Genomic DNA, 2,652 nt, shown 5'->3' with positions numbered 1-2,652 from the left:
TCTGCCGAAGTTCGGATGTGTAGGCAGTTCCGGCGGGCGCAGCTGACCTTGATCGAGACGGCCTTTCGGGCGCGTGTTTTTCCGTCTTCGCTTTCTTCATATCGTCTCTCTTCTCACGGTCGGCCAGTATGAATCACGTTCTAATAGGAGGAAATGATTCTATATAGAATCCGACCATCGACGTCAGGTCAGGAGACAGGAAGCTCGACCGACCGCTCCTGTCGTTCCGTTCACCAGGAAGTCCGGGGACGGAAAGGTCGACCGTGGTGAACGTCTGCCACACGAGCGGACACTGTTCGTGACGTGCTCGCGATGCACATTCTCAAACAGACCGGCTCCTATCCCGCTGCGAGGCCACGAAAGGCACCCCCCATGTCCGAGGCGCGGCGGATCGCGGCTTCAGCGTCCCCTTCCCCTGTACCGGCGATTCCGCTCGCCCGATCCTTGCGTTGAAGGTGTTGTGCGCCGTCTCTTTCACCGATAGAAGCCGTGTACAGCGCGGCTGAACCGATTTTCGAGCAAGCATTGGAAGAAGCATGAGCAACCCGATCGATGTCATCGCCAGCCTGGGCGTCGTGCCCGTGATCGCGATCGAGAAGGCCGCGGACGCCGTTCCGCTGGCCGATGCCCTACTGGAAGGCGGATTGCCGGTCGCCGAGATCACCTTCCGCACCGAGGCCGCGGCCGACGTGCTGGCGGCAATCCGCGACGCCCGGCCCGAGCTCGTCATCGGCGCCGGCACGATCCTCGACCGCGACAGCCTCCGCCGCGCCATCGACAGCGGCGCACGCTTCGCGCTCGCCCCCGGCTACGATCCGGACATCGTCGATGCCGCCAAGGAGGCCGGCCTGCCCTTCTGCCCGGGCATCATGACGCCAACCGACCTTACGCTCGCAACGGCGCGCGGCGTCAGGCTCGCGAAGTTCTTCCCCGCCGGCGTTGCCGGCGGTCCCAAGGCGATCAGCGGCATCGCGGCTCCCTTCGCGCATCTTGGCGTGCGCTTCATCCCGACGGGAGGCGTCACCCAGGCGACGATCGGCGAATGGCTGGCCGTCAAGCAGGTCGTGGCCGTCGGCGGAACGTGGATCGCCAAGACGGACGACATCCGCGAAGGCCGCTTCAAGGCCATCGCCCAGAATGCCGCCGAGGCCGTCAAGACCGCCAGGCAGGCGCTCGAGGACCGAGCCTAGCATCGCATCGGGGACTCCCCGAAATCCCGGCCGGCTCGAATTGCCGGCTATTCGGGAATGAGCGCGCCTGGATTCATGATGCCGTGCGGATCGAGCGCCGTCTTGATCGCCATGACCGCCGCCCTCTCGTCGGCCGACAGCCAGTCCCAGTAGACATCGCGCCGGCTGCGGCCGACCCCGTGCTCGGCGCTGAACGAGCCGCCGAGCGCCCGCACGATGGCGTATAGCCCGTCGAGCATCGCCTTGCCGCTTTGTCTGATCTCGTCGTTTGCCATGCCCGCCGGCGGCATGACATTGACATGGATATTGCCGTCGCCGGCGTGTCCGTATGCGAGCGGTTCCCAGCCCGGCCAGTCGGCGACGATATAGGCGCGCGACCGCTCGATGGCCTCGGGGACCTTGCTCAGCCGCACCGACAGATCGGTGCGGATATGGCGGCCGCGCCTTGCCTGGCCCTCGACAAGATTCTCCCGGATCGCCCAGAAATCAGCCGCATGCGCGCGGCTCTGCGCCAGCGCTCCGTCGCCGAGGAGTCCGGCCTCGAAGGCCTCGGTCAGCAACGCCTCCATCAGCGCAGGGCCATCGATCGCCGCGGAACATCCCAGTTCCATGATGACATGAACCGGCCATTCGCCCTCGAGCGGCAGACGCGTATCGGGGGCGGCGATACGGGCAAGCGGAATGCACTCCGCGCCGATCACCTCGAACGCGGTGAGAAGATCCGAACAGACACGGCGCGCCATGCCGAAGACCGCCATGGCGTCCGCGAAGGAGGCGAGTCCGAGATAGGCCGTCTCGACATTGGCGGGCCGGGGAAACAGCTTGACCTCGACGCCGGTCACGATGCCGAGTGTCCCCTCCCCGCCGATCAGGAGCTGCGCCAGGGAGTAGCCGCGATTGTCCTTCCTCAGCCCGTGCATGCCTTCGAACAGGCTGCCGTCCGGCAGAACCGCCTCGATGCCGAGAACCAGGTCGCGCGTCATGCCGTAGCGCAATACGTTGATGCCGCCGGCATTGGTCGAGACGTTGCCGCCGATCTGACACGACCCCTGCGCGCCGAGCGCCAGCGGAAACAGCATGTCCCTGGCCTCCGCCGCGTCCTTCAACACCTGAAGGATCACGCCTGCATCGGCGGCAAGGGTGAAATTCTCCGGATCGATGGACCGTATGCGGTTGAGCCGTTCCAGCGACACCACGATGGCGCGCGGCGGCCCCTCAAGGGTGGCGCCGCCGACCAGCCCGCTGTTGCCTCCTTGCGGGATCAGGGCAAGTCCGTGTTCAGCGCAGACCCTGACGATCGCCTGCACCTCTTCCACGCGCGAGGGGCGGAGCACCGCAAGCGCGCTGCCGAGATAATCGCCCGTCCAGTCATGCAGATAGCGCTCCGCTTGCGGCGCATCGGCCTCGATGAAGCCGGCCGCATCCACAGCGCCGCGCAAGGCCGCCAGCGCGGCGGCGGCCG

General features: G+C 66.4%; 2 protein-coding genes. One reads left to right on the top strand and one right to left on the bottom strand.

Annotated elements, in window-relative coordinates; genetic code table 11:
• Window positions 1–536: 536 nt before the first annotated feature.
• Window positions 537–1,190 (top strand): bifunctional 4-hydroxy-2-oxoglutarate aldolase/2-dehydro-3-deoxy-phosphogluconate aldolase, encoded by a 654-nt coding sequence (gene eda / locus KDJ86_RS11450; protein WP_291745675.1) that lies wholly within the window; start codon window positions 537–539, stop codon window positions 1,188–1,190.
• 47 nt (window positions 1,191–1,237) lie between these two features.
• Here eda and KDJ86_RS11445 read toward each other — a convergent pair.
• Window positions 1,238–2,652 (bottom strand): FAD-binding oxidoreductase (locus KDJ86_RS11445; RefSeq protein WP_367116790.1); only part of this gene is annotated, 1,415 nt, incomplete at its 5' end.

The organism is Bauldia sp. (assembly GCF_020442045.1).
Lineage (GTDB): Bacteria > Pseudomonadota > Alphaproteobacteria > Rhizobiales > Kaistiaceae > Bauldia.
Note: the sequence above shows the minus strand (reverse complement) of the source record. Positions and strands in the feature narration are given on the sequence as shown.